The organism is Tamlana crocina (genome assembly GCF_012037625.1).
On sequence record NZ_JAAVJS010000032.1, the window covers coordinates 1 to 15,730 of the forward strand.

Annotated in this window: 17 protein-coding genes; 3 read left to right on the top strand and 14 right to left on the bottom strand. The window is 37.4% G+C overall.

Annotated features, from left to right (window positions below):
- Nucleotides 1-131 precede the first annotated feature (131 nt).
- Entirely contained in the window at nucleotides 132-461 is a 330-nt protein-coding gene (locus tag HC176_RS15160) for a CDGSH iron-sulfur domain-containing protein (RefSeq protein WP_280818689.1), read from the top strand.
- A gap of 145 nt (nucleotides 462-606) precedes the next feature.
- Here the strand turns inward: HC176_RS15160 and HC176_RS15165 are convergent, their stop codons facing one another.
- From HC176_RS15165 to HC176_RS15195, 7 genes are all read right to left on the bottom strand, one after another.
- Nucleotides 607-1,254, bottom strand: coding sequence for a hypothetical protein (locus HC176_RS15165; protein ID WP_167919770.1), 648 nt, complete (start codon nucleotides 1,252-1,254; stop codon nucleotides 607-609).
- Between the two features lie 66 nt (nucleotides 1,255-1,320).
- Nucleotides 1,321-1,875 (bottom strand): hypothetical protein, encoded by a 555-nt coding sequence (locus HC176_RS15170; protein ID WP_167919772.1) that lies wholly within the window; start codon nucleotides 1,873-1,875, stop codon nucleotides 1,321-1,323.
- Nucleotides 1,876-1,990: 115 nt separating this feature from the next.
- Complete coding sequence (locus HC176_RS15175; RefSeq protein ID WP_167919774.1) at nucleotides 1,991-2,602, bottom strand: hypothetical protein; 612 nt, start codon at nucleotides 2,600-2,602, stop codon at nucleotides 1,991-1,993.
- Nucleotides 2,603-2,757: 155 nt separating this feature from the next.
- Nucleotides 2,758-3,369, bottom strand: a complete 612-nt coding sequence (locus HC176_RS15180) for an ATP-binding protein (RefSeq protein ID WP_167919776.1) — start codon at nucleotides 3,367-3,369, stop codon at nucleotides 2,758-2,760.
- 132 nt (nucleotides 3,370-3,501) lie between these two features.
- A complete protein-coding gene (gene msrA / locus HC176_RS15185) occupies nucleotides 3,502-4,158 on the bottom strand; it encodes a peptide-methionine (S)-S-oxide reductase MsrA (protein WP_167919778.1) in 657 nt (218 codons plus the stop codon).
- Between the two features lie 265 nt (nucleotides 4,159-4,423).
- Nucleotides 4,424-5,206: a zinc ribbon domain-containing protein gene (locus HC176_RS15190; protein WP_167919780.1), complete on the bottom strand. Its 783-nt coding sequence runs from the start codon at nucleotides 5,204-5,206 to the stop codon at nucleotides 4,424-4,426.
- Between the two features lie 3 nt (nucleotides 5,207-5,209).
- Nucleotides 5,210-6,304 (bottom strand): Nif3-like dinuclear metal center hexameric protein, encoded by a 1,095-nt coding sequence (locus tag HC176_RS15195; protein ID WP_167919790.1) that lies wholly within the window; start codon nucleotides 6,302-6,304, stop codon nucleotides 5,210-5,212.
- A 147-nt stretch (nucleotides 6,305-6,451) separates the two neighbouring features.
- Between HC176_RS15195 and lpxK the strand changes: the two genes are divergently transcribed.
- On the top strand, nucleotides 6,452-7,456 hold the full coding sequence (lpxK, locus tag HC176_RS15200) for a tetraacyldisaccharide 4'-kinase (RefSeq protein WP_167919792.1): 1,005 nt from the start codon (nucleotides 6,452-6,454) through the stop codon (nucleotides 7,454-7,456).
- Here lpxK and HC176_RS15205 read toward each other — a convergent pair.
- The 7 genes from HC176_RS15205 to HC176_RS15235 all read right to left on the bottom strand — a co-directional run bounded on the left by HC176_RS15205 (nucleotide 7,446) and on the right by HC176_RS15235 (nucleotide 14,734).
- On the bottom strand, nucleotides 7,446-9,626 hold the full coding sequence (locus HC176_RS15205; protein WP_245234913.1) for an ATP-binding response regulator: 2,181 nt from the start codon (nucleotides 9,624-9,626) through the stop codon (nucleotides 7,446-7,448). The two genes, lpxK and HC176_RS15205, sit on opposite strands and share 11 nt — an antisense overlap.
- Nucleotides 9,627-9,710: 84 nt before the next feature.
- Nucleotides 9,711-10,727, bottom strand: a complete 1,017-nt coding sequence (gene gap, locus HC176_RS15210; RefSeq protein ID WP_167919796.1) for a type I glyceraldehyde-3-phosphate dehydrogenase — start codon at nucleotides 10,725-10,727, stop codon at nucleotides 9,711-9,713.
- 2 nt (nucleotides 10,728-10,729) lie between these two features.
- Nucleotides 10,730-11,608 carry a lipoyl synthase gene (gene lipA / locus HC176_RS15215; protein ID WP_167919798.1) on the bottom strand — a complete coding sequence of 293 codons (879 nt, stop codon included), beginning with the start codon at nucleotides 11,606-11,608 and terminating at the stop codon, nucleotides 10,730-10,732.
- A 52-nt stretch (nucleotides 11,609-11,660) separates the two neighbouring features.
- Entirely contained in the window at nucleotides 11,661-12,875 is a 1,215-nt protein-coding gene (locus tag HC176_RS15220; RefSeq protein WP_209309729.1) for an Nramp family divalent metal transporter, read from the bottom strand.
- Entirely contained in the window at nucleotides 12,875-13,420 is a 546-nt protein-coding gene (locus HC176_RS15225; protein ID WP_167919800.1) for an RNA polymerase sigma factor, read from the bottom strand. Before HC176_RS15225 ends, HC176_RS15220 begins: the two co-directional genes overlap by 1 nt.
- Nucleotides 13,411-14,523 (bottom strand): glycosyltransferase, encoded by a 1,113-nt coding sequence (locus tag HC176_RS15230; protein ID WP_167919802.1) that lies wholly within the window; start codon nucleotides 14,521-14,523, stop codon nucleotides 13,411-13,413. Before HC176_RS15230 ends, HC176_RS15225 begins: the two co-directional genes overlap by 10 nt.
- A 7-nt stretch (nucleotides 14,524-14,530) precedes the next feature.
- A complete protein-coding gene (locus tag HC176_RS15235) occupies nucleotides 14,531-14,734 on the bottom strand; it encodes a membrane or secreted protein (protein ID WP_167919804.1) in 204 nt (67 codons plus the stop codon).
- 151 nt (nucleotides 14,735-14,885) lie between these two features.
- On the opposite strand from HC176_RS15235, the gene aqpZ reads away from it, so the two are divergent.
- The gene (gene aqpZ / locus HC176_RS15240) at nucleotides 14,886-15,572 is read left to right on the top strand and encodes an aquaporin Z (RefSeq protein ID WP_167919806.1); all 687 of its coding nucleotides are present in this window, start codon (nucleotides 14,886-14,888) and stop codon (nucleotides 15,570-15,572) included.
- Nucleotides 15,573-15,730 lie beyond the last annotated feature (158 nt).

A 15,730-nucleotide genomic window follows, 5' to 3' on the forward strand; every position in this document is an offset into this window, starting at 1 on the left:
TCGTTTTCTTTTAAGATCTTGATGATCTGACTTTCGGTAAATCTACTTTTTTTCATCTGACAGTTTATTGGTTTAAAATTAATAATTTCGAATTTTAAACTGTCTTATTTTTAGGGAAGGTTACAAAAGGGCTGCCCAAGGTTTTTAGGCCCGATATGCGGCCGTGGATAACCATTGGTGGCGCTCAAACGGATGAAATTATCAATCAGGTGGTGCGTTGCCCTTCGGGGGCTTTGAGCTACTATATGAATGCCAGTGCTGATGAAAGCACGGTTGTTGAAGAAGCAAAAGTGGAAGTGTTGAGCAACGGCCCACTATTGGTACACGGTACGATAAAAGTGATTGATTTGGATGGCAGTGCCGAAATGAAAAGTAAAACCACGGCATTCTGTAGGTGTGGCGCCTCGAAAAATAAACCGTATTGCGATGGCAGCCATGTGAAAACAAAATTTAAAGGATAAAACCATAGAAATGAAAAAGCGCTTCAACCATTGATTGAAGCGCTTTTAATATATATAGACGCATAAGCGGAATAGTAATTTCTATACTTTATATACGCCTATAATTGGTATTTGGATGTTTTTATTTATAAAAATGAATTCAAAATTACTCTAAAACTACGGACACATTAGTAAAATCGAGACTCCAATCGCCTTCGCCTTTTTTGTGTTCCAAAGCTATTTTTATACCGTTAAAATCTTGTAGGTTTTCAAAGGTGTTGATGAGCGACGGTTCTTTTTGATTGCCTCTTCTGAAAACCCATTCTTTGATGATGAAGTTGTCGTCGTAAAAAATATCGTAAGCATCGCCCGGTGTGTAACCGCCCTCGTTAGGGTAAGTCATCGTGATTTTATTGAGCACCGTATTTGCAATTGGGCCAGTGGCTTTTTCGGGTGCTGAAATGGAAGCGCTGCTATCCCAAGCCAATTGAAACGGAATAAGCAACCAAAACTTGTCGTTAATAAAAGCACGGTCGGCTTTTAGGGCGGTGCTGTCCATTTGTTTGCGGTTGTAGGTTAGTGTGTCCGTTGCTGTTTTTAAAGTGACTTGGTTGGTTTTGGGGAGCCATACCCAATGGCGTTTGCCCGCAAAGGTAAATTGTACCTCGGCAACGTTTTTCCAATTTTGGTAACCGTGGGCGTTGGCTATTTTTTCGGCTACCGAAATATCTGTTTTTTCAACTTTGGTTTTTGGGGTTTGTTTGCAGTTTGTTAAAAGCAATAGGCTGATAGCTATATAGATTATTTGTTTCATTGGTTTGTTTAACGATTTCGTGTATGATTAGTCGCATATTTTCTATATGCGATGTCACCCAAGTACTTATTTTACAAGCCTTAGTTGAGCTGAAATTTTTTCATCAATCAATTCTGCATATTCTTCTTCAAATTTCGTTTTGACTGATTTGTCTTTTATATTTAATTTATTAGCTAAATAGCCTAATTTTCGATTGTTTTGTTGTATAAGTTCTGACCATTCCATCACGTATACCTCAATGTTTTTTTCTGTTTTCCTGTCGTACATAAATGGATTGTCAGGAAAAGTTAGCCGTCTTGATTTCACCTGTGATTTTGCAAATTTTGTAAGACGAGATGAAATTAATATTAGTTTATACTTCACTTTTTCACTTGGTAACGCAGAATGTTGTTCAATTGTAAATGCGTATTCGTCTATTTGGTTTAATTCTTTTTTACTTATTGCACATTTAGGTGATTTCAATTCAACTACCATAATTTCTTTGGCATCAGAGTCTGTGATTTTTTCATTGAAAAAGAATAAATCGGTTATATCATTCAGGCCACTTTCATCTAATTCAATAAGATTATCATCTTCCTTTGTTGGTTCATAGGCAAAATATTTTTCTCTTAATTCAGTCAAGATGTTTCCAATTTTTTTATCTGACCATAATTTTGGTGTGCCATTATAGTTTTCCCCAAATAGCCATAATTCATCTTCAACTATTTTATGAAGTTGACTACGTTCTTTTAAGTGTTTAGATATTTCTCCATATGTTAATTCGTGTAGAAACTCTAAAAACTCTGTTTTGTCCGCTACAACACTCGCAAAATGAACAACATCTTCTAAATCTGTTTTTTTCCAACAGATTATGAAATTTTTCTAAACTTTCATCGGAAAGCTTTAATACTTTTTTGAAAATATATTCAATGTTCCCATTTCCAATTGCTTTGTCAAGCAATGGGTAAAGGAAGTTTCTTATTTTATCATCTTTTTGTATTAATCTATGTTCATCTTCTAATAAATAGGCGACTTTTTTGAATAAAACTTCTTGAGATTTGGACGCAGGATGTTCATTGTTCTGATAGGGGTAGTATTTGTCATTTTCTAAATTTTTAAGAAACTTTTCAAACCTTTTATTCTTGGCTTTGAAAAAATCGTTGATTGTCTCTTTAATTGTGTTTTTTAAATTGTTTATTTCTGCTTCTCCTAATGTTTCCAAATCCAAATTTCTAAACAAATCGGTATTTAACATTGGTGATTCTATGTAGATAAACCACGTACCTAAATCTGGCGTATACCAATCAGATGAATAAGTGTATTCGTGAGCTACACTTTTTAAACCTGCATTATCCGTTTGGAAAAACACCTTTACTTTGTTTAAAGATGAATTTATATTATAGAAGTAAAAGTTTAGTTTATGTGTTTTACCTTTTTTGTCAGTATAGTCAATCGTCTTTTTGGAAGGTGTGTCTAATACAAAATCTTCTCTTTTAAGAGTTTTACCATTTACAATGAAGTTTACTAAATTGTGGAATATCTCGAATGGATAATGCTCGAATATTGCCTGGTTAATATTATTGGGTAAGAAGTTTTCGTGAATTGTGTTTCTTTTGGCGAGTTTTTTTGTTTATTATGATGAAGTTGTTCAATTGTAACTTTATAGTAAGGATTTACTTTTTGAGTAAGATATTCAAAGTCCACTTTAAATTCAGTTTCTTCTAATTGGGCATCGTTAAAGTCCAATGTGTCCATACTGAATTTAGTTTTAGAAAATTGCTTTTTATCACTATCAAACCCTACAGTCTCAATATGCATTAACTCTCCAATTTGTAATGAACTGAATCTCCCAATTCCTTGACCTCGTGCTTTCGCGGTTGTTCCAATTTCTAAAATTCTTTTATCAAATTCATTGAAAGGAACACCAATTCCGTCATCTGTTATTTCAATACTTTTAATAGGCGACTTGATATTTGCTTCATTGACATAATCAATATTTATCTCAATATTTTTTGATTCTGCTTGTATAGAGTTGTTTATTAATTCACGAAAAGCTTGAAACGTATCTCTATATTTAGTCAAGAGATCTTTAATAACCCTAGTGTTCGTTGTTATTTTTTTGGTTGTTGATTTCATTTTTTTTGTATGTTGGCTAACAGTCGCCTAAACAAAATAAGTTTAGTCCTCATTATGTTTATTTCAATATTAAAAATTATATGCTAACGAAAATAACCGAAATTTCTACAAAGTCAAAAAACGAAATGCAATTTAATGGTTGTCCTTCAAAACCTCGGGCATTTTGGATTTAAAGCGATTGAGTCTAGGAATGGACACATTTTGGATATACGGGTGGTTGGGGTGTTTTTTTTCGTAGTCTTGGTGGTAATCTTCGGCTACCCAAAACTTTTGGAAGGGGTAGACTTCGGCGGCGATTTTGGCACTCAGCTTTTTGGCCAAGGCTTCTTTTTTCTTTAAAATAATCTGTTTTTGCTTGTCGTTTTGGTAAAAAATAATAGAACGGTATTGCGAGCCTCTGTCATTGCCTTGTCCGTTAACTTGCGTAACGTTTTGCGAGGCAAAATAAACGTCAACCAAGGTTTCAAAGCTCACTACTTTTGGGTCGTAAATAATCTCGACGGCTTCTGCGTGGCCGGTCCTTCCGGTGTTGCTGGCTTCGTAAGTGGGGTTTTTGGTGTGCCCGCCGGAATAACCCGAAATGGATTCCTTTACACCTTTTACGCTCTCATAAATGGCCTCGACGCACCAAAAGCAGCCACTGGCAAAGTAGGCTTTGGCCAAGCCGTTTTCTATGTCGACTTCAATGGGTAGGGCATTAATTACGGCTTGTTGTTTTGTGTTGGTTTGTGCCGTGTTTTGGCAACTGAAAAATAAGGTAAGTGCTAATAGGGGGAGTAAGGTTTTCATGGATTGTTTTTTTATGTTTTTTGCAACTAAAAAGTTATCTCGTCATGCTATCCCGATAACTATTTGGACTATTTCAGTATATCACAATTAAATTCGATGATACATTGAAATAGCACTTCGACTGCGCTCAGTGTGACAATTCGGAATGACGACTTTTTAGATTTATTGATTTTAATAAATAGACGAAACAAACCGCAAAACCTTAAACAAAAAAGCCTTCAAAATTAATTTTAAAGGCTTTTGATATTTTAATTGGAACAACGGCTTAGCTTATTTTAGCAAACAATTTTTCCATTTTTTCTTTTTCTTCTTCGGCTAAAACGGGATCTACTAAAATACGTCCACTGTGCTCATCGGTAATGACTTTTTTACGAGAAGCAATCTCTACCTGAACCTGTGGCGGAATAGTGAAAAACGACCCTCCAGAAGCACCTCTTTCAACCGGTACCACAGCCAAACCATTCTTTACGTTGGTTCTAATTCTGGTGTAGGCCGCTACCAAACGGTCTTCGATTTGGTCTTTGTATTCTTCCGATTTTTGCAATAAGGCTTGCTCTTCTTTTTCGGTTTCGGCCAAAATATCGTTAAGCTCACCTTTTTTATGCTTTAGGTGGTTTTCGCGCTCTTTTAAACGCTCTTTGGTTTCGGCAATCACTTCTTTTTTCTGCTCAATTTGAGCCTTAAACTCTCTAATGTGCTTTTCGGCCAATTCAATTTCAAGCTCTTGGAACTCTACCTCTTTGGTCAAAGAGTTGTATTCCCTGTTGTTTCTAACATTTTTTTGTTGCTCGCCGTATTTTTTAATCAAAGCTTTAGATTCTTCAATTAAATTCTTTTTACCTGCAATATCGTTGTCGATAACCTCTAAACTGGCAACAAGCTTTTCTAATCTTATGTTTAATCCAGCTACTTCATCTTCCAAATCGCGAACTTCCAACGGCAATTCTCCACGAACATTTCTAATTTCGTCAATGCGCGAATCGATGAGTTGTAAATCGTATAAAGCTCTTAAACGCTCTTCAACAGTTGCTTCTTTCTTTTTAGCCATACTTTAAAAATACTTAACAGGATTGGTATTTGTCTTTGATAAAATGATTGCAAAATTAGGAATTTTTTTTGTAAGATATGCTACTAAAAGGTTTTTTGTGAACTGTTCGCTTTCATAATGCCCAATATCGGCTAATAGGATGTTGTTTTCTGCTTGGAAAAAGTCGTGATATTTTAAATCGGCCGTTACAAAAGCTTCAGCGCCAGCGGCTTTAGCGGCTTGAATGGCAAAACTCCCCGATCCACCCAAAACGGCTACTTTCTGTACTTTTTTGTTTAAAAATGCCGAATGCCGAATGCAGGGTGTTCCCATTTTGGCTTTTAAATGGCCTAGGAATGTGGTTTCGTCCATTGGTTCTTTCAATTCGCCCACCATACCAATGCCAATATTTTGGTTTTTATTTTCGAGAGTAGTGATTTCGTAGGCCACTTCTTCGTAAGAATGCGTTTCAAAAAGCGTTTTTAGCAGTTTTTGCTCCAAATGCTTGGCGTAAGTAATCGTGATTTTGGTTTCTTCTTCGGTGTGAATCTGTCCCCTTTCGCCAATAGTCGGGTTGGAATCTTCATTGCCGTTAAACGTGCCGTAACCCTCTACGTTGAAGCTACAATCGTTATAATTGCCAATACTGCCAGCGCCGGTTGCGAATAATGCTTTCCGAAGATTTTCGGCTTCACTTTTGGGCACGTAAGTCGTCAGTTTTTTTATGGTGGCATTCTGCGGAATTAAAATGCGTTTGTTGCTCAATTCCAATTGGTTACAAATCATGTCGTTTACGCCTTGCAGGGCATTGTCTAAAGCGGTGTGCATGCTGTAAATAGCAATGTCGTTTTTTATGGCTTTCATCACCACGCGCTCCACGTACGATTTTCCGGTGAGTTTCTTCAAGCCTTTAAAAATAATAGGGTGGAAGCTCACAATCAGGTTGCAATTATTTTCAATGGCTTCGTCAACTACCGTTTCAAGGGTATCTAAAGTTACTAAAACGCCCGTTACTTTAGCATTTTTGTCGCCCACCAAAAGGCCCACATTGTCAAAATCTTCGGCGTAAGCCAAAGGTGCCAAGGTTTCTAAATGGTTTGCAACGTCTAGTACAATCATGTTGGAAAAAGTTTTACTTCAAAGATAAAATAATTACTTTCACAAGAAATTAATTATTTTTTCAGAGGTCTTGTGTAATCTGAAATGGTTTAAGAATTATTATATTTCGAATTTAATTAACCATTAAAATAATTCGATTTCCCTATAATGAAAATAATCCGATACTTACTATTTCCCGTGGTACCGATTTATTACGTGGTGACTTGGCTGCGGAACAAATTGTACGATTTGGGCATAAAAAAATCAAAATCGTACACCTTCCCTGTAATTTGCGTTGGAAATTTAAGCACTGGCGGAACAGGAAAAAGCCCCATGGTGGAGTATTTGGTGAGGCTTTTTAAAGATGATTGTAAGTTGGCTACGTTAAGTAGAGGGTACAAAAGAAAAACCGAAGGGTTTCAATTGGCCGATAAAAATGCCACGGCGGAAACTTTGGGCGATGAACCGTTTCAGTTTTACAGTAAATTTAAAGATGATATTACCGTTGCTGTTGATGCCGATAGACAAAACGGAATAGCGCAATTACGAAATTTGAATAATGCTCCAGAAGTGGTGTTGCTCGATGATGCATTTCAGCACCGAAAAGTAAAGGCCGGATTCAATATTTTATTGACCACCTATTCGCAGCCGTATTTTAAGGATATGGTTTTACCCACCGGAAATTTGCGTGAACCCAAAAGTGGCGCAAAACGAGCCGATATCATTGTGGTAACCAAATGCCCGGAATACATCGGTGAAACCGAAAAGAATATTTATAAAAACCGAATAGCGCCCTTGCCACACCAGCAGGTGTTTTTTAGTTCCATTGCGTATGCTGATACGGTTGTTTCTGAAACGGAAAGTTTAAATTTAAACGGACTGAGCCACTTTACGTTGGTAACAGGTATTGCGAACGCCACACCGTTGGTTGAATTTTTAAAAAGAAAAAATCTGGATTTTGAGCATTTTAATTTTAAAGACCATCATGATTTTAGCCAACAGGACATTGAAATGCTTAAGGAAAAACAACAGATCATCACTACCGAAAAAGACTTTGTTCGACTACAAAAATATGATGCCCTAAAAGGGAAAATGTTTTATTTACCTATTAAAGCAACCATTGATGACGAACATAAATTCAATACGCTAGTCACCGATTTTATTAAGCGCTAGGGGTTGGTTTTTTCTTGCCAGCTAAGGCGTTGTATAGTTTTTTCTCGAACTCTTCCTGCTTGAATGGCTTCGGGATAATATCGGTAAATCCGGCTTCTTCAAACTCATGCATTTTATCTTCAATGGTAACGGCGGTAAGGGCGAAAATGGTAAGCTCCTTATCGAAAGATCTTACGATTTTTGTGGCCTCGATACCACTAATACCCGGCATGTGTATATCCATTAAAATGATGTCGTATGTATTGGCCTTAATTTGCTCAACGGCATCTTCACCGTTATCAACAATATCGCATTTCAACTCCATTTTAGTTAAAATTTTCTTGGTAATCATTTGGTTGATTTTGTTGTCTTCAACCACCAAAATTTTAACATTGGTTAAATCGATATCTTCTTTGTTGCCTTCAAAATAAGCCACTTTGTTTTCTTCGCCTTCCTCGATGTTTGTTTTTTCTAGAGGTATTTCAAAGTAAAACGTCGTACCAACTTCAAGTTCACTTTTTACGTATATTTTTCCTTTTAAAATGTCTATCAACCCTTTTACAATAGAAAGACCAAGGCCGGTACCACCATATTTTCTGTTAATTTGAATGGAGCCTTGTGAGAAACTTTCAAACATGTGGTCCTGTTTTTCTTGGCTAATACCAATACCGTTGTCTTCAATTTCGAAACGAAGGGTGAACACTTTTCCGGCCTCTTCAATTTTATAAACTCGTATCCAAATGTCGCCATCCTTGGTGAACTTTATGGAGTTACCCACAAGGTTGATCAAGATTTGAGATATCTTTATTTGGTCGGCAATAAAGTTTTCGGGTAGGTTTTTATCGTACTCAAAATGAATTTTAACATTATTGTCCTGGGCCGAGTTGTTAAGCGCCAAAATAATGTTGTTGATTTTTTTGTTGAGGTTGAAAACTTCAGGCTCTAAATCAACTTTATTGGCTTCAATTTTATTGATTTGAAGGATGTCGTTGATGAAAGTAAGCAAGTAATCGCCAGAAAATTTTAAAGATTTTAAGTGCTGAACCTGCTCGGGTTTCGGGTTTTCATCCAAAAGCATGTTACTCAAACCAGTTACGGCATACAGTGGTGTACGTAATTCGTGTGTTACGGTTGATAAGAAATTGGCTTTAGTTTTTGAGGCTAATTCGGCTTTTTCTTTAGCAACAATAAGTTCCGCATTCTTTTTATGCAGCATATTGTTGGTTTTTAACCTGATGTTGTTGTTTTTGTACAACGACAGGGTTAAAAGCGACAAAATAGTAATAAGCGCCACACTTAAAATAGAGGTAAGCGTTTGTAAATTGTTGCTGTCTTCGGCTTTTTCCAACTTTTCCAAAGCCAATTTATTCTTTTCAATTTCTTCACTTAGCAAGTACTGTGCTTCAAGGTCGCGAGACGAATTAATGCGGGTTAAGCTTCTAATGGAATCGGATAACGCTACATAAGCACTTAAATACTCTCTTGAAGTTTTAAAGTTGTCAATGTTTTTATAAAGACTACTTAATACAAAATACCCTTCGTTAAGAATACTTGTAAAGTTATTGGTTTTTGCAATTTGAATGCTTTCGTGGGCTATATTGAGTGCTTTTTGGTCATTGTTTAGTTTTTCATAAATCTTGGCTTGATTTAAAAGGGCATTGCTCAATATTTTTTGGTATTTGTAATTTTTGGCAATGGCGATAGATTGCTCGATAACATCGCGGGCTTTTGTGTAGTTTTTTAATTGAACGTAGGTTTTGCTTTCCTGGAGCAGGGTTTCGGCCAAGTATTCGTTCAGTTCTTCTTCTTCAAATTTTGATTTGGCAGCTGTATAAGAATCTAAAGCCGAATAGTAATCGTTTTTTGCCAAATAAACATCTCCAAAAGTTTTATATGAAATCCCTAGGTTTTTATTATCATTAATAATACGTTGTATTTCAATGGCTTTGTTTAACGATTTTACGGCTTTGTCCTTTTCGCCAATAATAAGTTGTATTCTACCTTTAATAGCGTAAATAACGCCAATACTTTTTTTGTTATCGGCATCTTCGGCTAGTTTTAGAGCTTCATCAAGGTTTTTTTGTGCCTTGAAATAATTGAAGTTTTCCAACTCGGCTTGCGACTCCGCAATGCGGTAGCTGATGTTGTTTTGAGCAAGCTCTGGGTCGTTTTCAATGGTCGTTTGACCCATTGTGCTCAGGCTAAACAGCAAAATTAGTATGTAAATGTAGCTTTTCATTTAGGGTATAATTCAAACTAATACGGACAAATATAATTATTTTATCGATAAAATGTTGTTTTTCGACGATAAATTGCAAATTAAATCTATTATTCTGCTAGAATAACCCGTTTCATTGTCGTACCAACCTATTATTTTTACCATATTTCCAATTACCGATGTCATTTCTGAATCGAAAATGCAAGAATGGGTATTTCCTACAATGTCAACTGAAACGATTGGTGCTTCAGTATATTCAAGAATATTTTTATAATGGTGTTTGGCCGCTTCTTTAAACAAGTAGTTGATATCTTCAATTGACACCGATTTTTTTACGTTGAACGTAATATCGGTTAGCGACCCGTTAATAACAGGAACGCGAATACCGCAGCCTCCAATGACATCCGATAGGTTTGGGAAAATTTTAGTTAGCGCTTTGGCCGCCCCCGTTGTGGTAGGCACGATAGATTGCCCTGCAGCTCTTGATCGGCGCAAATCGCGATGGGGCTGATCGTGCAAACTTTGATCGGTAGTGTACGAATGTACCGTAGTAATATAGGCTTGGTCTATGCCGCAAAACTGATTAATAATATCGATCATAGGTGCCGCATTGTTGGTTGTGCAGGATGCGTTCGAAATTATAGTTTCGTTACCATCAATTAAATGGTCATTCACTCCCATAACAATGGTTTTAATATCTTCCTCAATTGGGGGCACACTCAAAACGACCTGTTTGGCACCGTTATTAATATGGTGTTGCAAAACGGAGGAAGTTTTAAACTTTCCAGTGGATTCAACTACAAAATCGACGTTATAGGCTTTCCAATTAATGTCTTTGGGGTGTGCATGGTTTAACAGCGGAACATTTTTGTTGTACACAATAATATTTTCGGCATCATGTGAAACCTCACCGTTAAAAATTCCGTGAATGCTGTCGTACTTTAATAGATGGCTCAGGGTTTTGGCATCGGCTAAATCGTTGATGGCAACCACCTCGATGGCCTCATGGTTTTGAAGCAGCCTAAAAAGACGTCTGCCAATTCTACCAAATCCGTTAATGGCAATACGAATCATATTTAGTTAATGTGTTTTTGGGCTCTGTATGACGAACGTACCAAAGCACTACTCTCTACATGACGGAAGCCCAAATCTAGCCCAATTTCTTCGTATTCTTTAAATTGGTCGGGAGTGATAAACTGTTTTACCGGTAAATGCCTTTTGCTGGGCTGAAGATATTGACCAATGGTTACCACATCCACATCGTTCTCTTTTAAGTCGTGTAAGGTTTCAATCACCTCTTCGCGCGTTTCACCTAATCCCAACATAATGCCAGATTTAGTTCGGCGTTGGCCTTGCTCCTTTAGATATTTTAAAACCCCCATACTACGATCGTATTGTGCCTGTATCCTCACCTCTCGCGTTAAACGACGAACCGTTTCAATGTTGTGCGATACTACTTCTGGGGCTACATCAACAATTCTGTCGATATGCTTTTCAATACCTTGAAAATCGGGTATTAATGTTTCAAGTGTGGTTTCCGGGTTCATTCTTCTTACCGCTTTAACTGTTTCGGCCCACATAATACTCCCCATGTCTTTAAGGTCATCACGATCTACACTGGTTAAAACCGCATGCTTAATTTTCATGATTTTTATAGAACGGGCAACTTTTTCTGGTTCATCCCAATCTACCGTTTCGGGTCGACCCGTTTTTACACCGCAAAAACCACACGAACGGGTGCAAACATTCCCCAAAATCATAAAGGTAGCGGTACCTTCTCCCCAACATTCGCCCATGTTGGGGCAACTACCCGATGTGCAAATGGTGTTGAGGTTATACTTATCTACCAGTCCACGCAGTTCGGTGTATTTTTTTCCTGTTGGAAGCTTCACACGGAGCCATTTTGGTTTTTTTTGTCTTTCAGGTAATATATTGGATGCCGTATCTGTGTTCATACTTAAAAAATGATAGGGGGCAAAGATACGAAGTATTCTTTTAAAAGATGCTCTATAAGGTGCTTAGATACCAAAAGCTGAAACCTGCCAAAAAAGCAATGCCCAATACGCACCAAATATGCATGAGTTTTGATGGCCGACAGTCTTTTGGTGTGTGTTTACTTGAAATTAAAATGTAGTTAATTATGGCATAAAAAGGAGCTGTAATAAACGATAGTATGGTGGCTATTTTTATTAAGAGTCCCATTTCGGAAGCTAAAAAGAGAAAAATGCCTATGGTACCCATGCAAAGCAGGATAATCCAAAATCTATAATTGAGTTTTGTGCTTTTATTGAAAAGCAATTGTGTGGTTTTTTCCATGGCACGCGGGGAGGCATCCAACGTAGTAAGTGTAGTGCTAAACATGGTGGTAAATGCGGCCAAACCAATAATAATGTAGGCCCAATTGCCTAAATTGGTGGTGTACATGCCTATTAGCTGACTGGAAAATACCGTGGCCGAATCGCTAAAAGTTTCGCCGCTGTTAAACATAACCAAGGCGCCTAATAGTACAAAGCCGGTGCCCAAAAAAATGGTGCTGATGTAACCAATGTTAAAATCAAAAAGTGCCGATTTGGTATTGTAGTTTTTGGTGTCGTTATTTTTTTCAACGGTCCATAACGAGTGCCACACCGAAATATCAAGAGGAGCGGGCATCCACCCCATAAAGGCGATTAAAAAAGCAATATCTAAAGGGTTTTCGGGGAGTACCTGTTTAAATGACAATGGTTCAGTGTGGTTAAAAAGTGCTATGCTCACAGCCACAATGGTGCTTATGGTTAAGGTGATGACAATTATTTTCATCAATCGGTCTAAAAGCTTGTACCTCCCTATAACCAATAGTAGTAAACAGGTTGAAATAATGATGATGGTCCAGACTTTAAGGTTGATAAAATCACCAAAAAAGTTAGAGGCTAAACCTGCGGTAACAATGGTAACTCCTGCCTGTACGGTGAAAATGGTGGCTAAATTGAGAACAAAATACAGGATTAAAATACCCTTACTAAGTTTTTTGTAGCCATCTAACAAGCTTTCGCCAGTGGCTGTGGCATATCTTGGGCCAAATTGAAAAAACGGATATTTAAACAAATGCGCCAAAAGTAATGCCCAGAGTAGTCCCAAGCCAAAATCGGCACCTGCTCGGGTAGATTGCACCAGGTGCGACACGCCAATGGCGGCTCCGGCAAATAAGAGTCCCGGTCCTAGGTTTTTTAGTTTAGCTAGCATTATTTGTTCCTAATAATTTCAGCAAGCAGCTTTTTGGCCCGAAGCAGTTTTACTTTTACGTTGTTTATGGGCTCGCCCAGCTCTTTCGAAATTTCTTTATAGCTCAATTCCTGAAAATACCTCAAGTTGATGATTTCCTGATAGTGGGGTTTTAGTTTTTTGATGTCCCGCAACAATTTGGCCAAATGTTGTTCGGTAATCAGTTTGTCTTCCGGTGAGGGCGACTCGTCCAAAACTTGAAACGCTTCTCTTTCATCTTTAGAAATGACTTGCCCAATGGAGTTTTTTTCCTTCCGAAGTAAATCGATATGGATATTTTTCGAGATAGTAATCAACCAAGTCTTAAAAGTGTATTTTTCGTTGAAAGTCTCAATGCGATCAAATGCCTTCGAAAAGGTTTGAATGGTGATGTCTTCAGCATCGTTCTCGTTTTTGGTACGCTTAAGCTGAAATCCGTAAACATCATCCCAATACAAATCCAATAAAAAGTTGAACGCTTTTTGGTGGTTTTTTTTAGCTCGTTTAATGGCTTCGTTTATTTCCAATGGTTGGGTTTTGAAATAAGATTATTTATAAAGATAGCTAATTGTGATAGAATTATAAAGATTTCAAGGAAGGGCAGTAGAAATAATAAGTCGGTTTCGTTCAGTTTTTTTGACGAAAGTCCTATAACAGTGTATTGGATTAAAATTCGAATTAAAAACAAAATTAAAACGACTTGCCACTGGAATAACGCAGGAAGTAAAATGAAAGCGAACAACCAGAATAAAATGTTGGAAACATACAAAACCGTTAAAAGAACTTTGTGGTTTGTTTTGTAGTGAGCGGCGGTTGAAACATGTCGTCGTTTTTGTTTAAACCATTCATTAAACGTTGTTTTGGGCGTAGATGTTGTAAAGCTTTCTTTTGTAAAACAAATAGCCGTGTTTTGTTTTGTGGCTACTTGGTTGACAAAAAGGTCGTCGTCGCCAGAGCGGACCTTAATGTGCTCTATAAAACCATTGGCCTTAAAGAATTCTTTTTTCGCATAGGCCAAATTGCGACCAACGCCCATGTAGGGGGTTCCGGCAATGGAAAATGAAAAATAGTTAATCGCCGTAATAAGCGTTTCAAAACGAACGATTTTATTGAGAAACGAATTTTTGATTTTCTCGTAGGCGCCGTAGCCTAAAACCAAAGCTTTATCTTCACTGAAATGGGCGGCCATTTCGGCAATCCAATTTTGTGAAAGTGGCTTGCAATCGGCATCGGTAAACAAAAGGTATTCGTTTTTTGATGCTTTTATGCCCAAGGTCAACGCATATTTTTTATTGCCCCAAAACGCTTCAATACTTTTAACATCCACCACTTTTATGTTGTTGTGCTCGGCAGCAAAGCTTTGCATTACTTCTAAAGTGTCGTCTTTTGAAGCATCGTTAATCAATACGATTTCAAAATTGGGGTAGTCTTGTGCAATGACCGATGGTAAAAACTGATTTAGGTTATCGGCTTCATTTTTGGCACATATAATTACCGAAATGGGAAGATTTTTTTTAGTCGCTTCCTGCGGCTTTAAAAAAGCAAATTTTCCTAAGATAAATACGTAAAATACAATTTGGATAACAACTACAACAATAAATGCGCAGTAAATAAAACCCAGAAGCCCCATGAATTAGTTACGAATGTTGAGGTTCGTTACAATCGCTAAATTGATCGGGGGTTTTTCCGCAAAAACCACAGGCCTCGCCTTCTTTATTGAGCATTGGGTTTTGGCTGGCACAAGTACCGGCAAATTTACCGTCTTTTTTTGCCCAAATTTTAATGGCAATTCCTGCAATGCCCAATCCTAACAATACTAAGGTGATTAAAAGAAGTTTCATGAGTTTTTGATTGTTTGTGCAAAGATAGGGGTTTTGCAGGAAATTTTTAATGAACCTGATTAATCAATTTTGTGACCACATTTTTTTAGAGGTGTCTAATAATTAATTAGTTACTTTTATGGAATACCAATCAATAAAAAACTATTTAATTATGAAAAAATTATTAGCAGAGTTTTTTGGAACGTTTTGGCTTGTTTTTGGAGGCTGTGGCAGTGCTATTTTTGCAGCCGGTTACCCCGATTTGGGTATTGGCTTTATAGGTGTGGCATTGGCCTTTGGCCTAACTGTTTTAACCATGGCCTACGCTGTAGGACATATTTCGGGGGCGCACTTTAATCCGGCCGTAAGTCTTGGGTTATGGGCAGGCGGAAAATTTGACGGCAAAGATTTACTGGGTTATATTCTTGCGCAGTTAATAGGTGCTGTGGCTGCAGCAGGCGCATTGTATTTAATTATTTCCGGAAAATCGGACTTTGTTGATATTGGTGGTTTTGCTGCCAACGGATATGGCGAACTGTCGCCAGGTGGGTACAGTATGTTTTCTGTTTTGATAACCGAATTTTTGCTCACCATGTTTTTCCTGTTGATTATTTTAGGGAGCACTTACGTTAAAGCACCCGAAGGTTTTGCAGGTATTGCCATTGGTTTGGCATTAACGCTTATACATTTAATAAGTATTCCAATTTCTAATACATCAGTGAATCCGGCGCGTTCAACAAGCCAGGCTTTGTTTGCTGGTGGAGAGTTTACTGCGCAGTTGTGGCTATTTTGGTTGGCGCCCATCGCCGGAGCTGTAGTAGCAGGGTTTATCCACAAAACGTTTTTTGCCAAAGAATAAATTACCTTTTTGCACCAAAAGATTGATACAAAAAAAGAGGCTGTCTGAAAAGGCAGTCTCTTTTTTATGCTCTAATTTCTAGTAAATTCTTAAATTTAAGAATGAGCAGAAAAGTAGTTTTTAAGACTTACAATCAAGACCAGCTAAGTCTTTTACCT

Bases quoted from the DNA above. Each gene is read 5' to 3' on its own strand.
- gap (WP_167919796.1), bottom strand. From the start codon at position 10,727: ATGATTCGTATTGCCATTAACGGATTTGGTAGAATTGGCAGACGTCTT.
- HC176_RS15220 (WP_209309729.1), bottom strand. From the start codon at position 12,875: ATGCTAGCTAAACTAAAAAACCTAGGACCGGGACTCTTATTTGCCGGA.
- HC176_RS15190 (WP_167919780.1), bottom strand. From the start codon at position 5,206: ATGGCTAAAAAGAAAGAAGCAACTGTTGAAGAGCGTTTAAGAGCTTTA.
- lpxK (WP_167919792.1), top strand. From the start codon at position 6,452: ATGAAAATAATCCGATACTTACTATTTCCCGTGGTACCGATTTATTAC.
- lipA (WP_167919798.1), bottom strand. From the start codon at position 11,608: ATGAACACAGATACGGCATCCAATATATTACCTGAAAGACAAAAAAAA.
- HC176_RS15230 (WP_167919802.1), bottom strand. From the start codon at position 14,523: ATGGGGCTTCTGGGTTTTATTTACTGCGCATTTATTGTTGTAGTTGTT.
- HC176_RS15205 (WP_245234913.1), bottom strand. From the start codon at position 9,626: ATGGGTCAAACGACCATTGAAAACGACCCAGAGCTTGCTCAAAACAAC.
- HC176_RS15195 (WP_167919790.1), bottom strand. From the start codon at position 6,304: ATGATTGTACTAGACGTTGCAAACCATTTAGAAACCTTGGCACCTTTG.
- HC176_RS15235 (WP_167919804.1), bottom strand. From the start codon at position 14,734: ATGAAACTTCTTTTAATCACCTTAGTATTGTTAGGATTGGGCATTGCA.
- aqpZ (WP_167919806.1), top strand. From the start codon at position 14,886: ATGAAAAAATTATTAGCAGAGTTTTTTGGAACGTTTTGGCTTGTTTTT.
- msrA (WP_167919778.1), bottom strand. From the start codon at position 4,158: ATGAAAACCTTACTCCCCCTATTAGCACTTACCTTATTTTTCAGTTGC.
- HC176_RS15180 (WP_167919776.1), bottom strand. From the start codon at position 3,369: ATGAAATCAACAACCAAAAAAATAACAACGAACACTAGGGTTATTAAA.
- HC176_RS15165 (WP_167919770.1), bottom strand. From the start codon at position 1,254: ATGAAACAAATAATCTATATAGCTATCAGCCTATTGCTTTTAACAAAC.